Raw genomic sequence first — 625 nt, forward strand, 5'->3', positions numbered from 1 at the left:
CCGTAGGTTGGTAAATATTTTGCATATTTAAACGGATCCTTATCATACGCGCGTAACCCAAATAAATTGTGTTTTCGATATGCGATTTCTGATTTTCCATATCCAGACTCTAAAATTGCATGTGCCGCTAAATAAAGTGCATTTACGCCGTATTGATCTTGCGCATTAATAAAGTCTTGTCCATGTCCAATTAATGGACTATCTGAATGGTATTCTGCAATAAAACTATCAATCTCTTGGGCAGTAATATTAGAAGACACTGTTAAGTTTAAATCTTTATATGATGTAGCAGTAATAATCTCATTTCCATCATTTAAATTTTGTTGCAACATATCCGTTTTAGCAGTAAGTTGAGCGGCCTCGGCGCGTGTTATAGATCTATTTGGTTGCCAGCCGTTATCCGTACCATTGGAAATTTTTAAGTCAATTAAGATATTGGCATATTTTTCTCCCCAATGTCCTTTTAAATCCTCAAATTTACTTTGGCCATTTTCATGTGCTGTACTTTGTAGTTTATAGGCATTTACTAGCATCGTTGCCATGGCAGCGCGTGTTACTTTCCCAGATGGATTGAAGATGCCATTCCCTTCTCCTTTAACAATGCCAGCTTTTTCAGCTGCAGCAA

At 37.0% G+C, this 625-nt stretch carries 1 protein-coding gene; it reads right to left on the reverse strand.

Annotated elements, in window-relative coordinates; genetic code table 11:
- A partial coding sequence (locus tag H6481_RS28365; RefSeq protein WP_182813821.1) for an S-layer homology domain-containing protein occupies positions 1 to 625 on the reverse strand: 625 nt, incomplete at both ends.

The organism is Bacillus sp. ME78, assembly GCF_903970865.1.
Taxonomy (GTDB): Bacteria; Bacillota; Bacilli; order Bacillales; family Bacillaceae_G; genus Bacillus_A; species Bacillus_A cereus.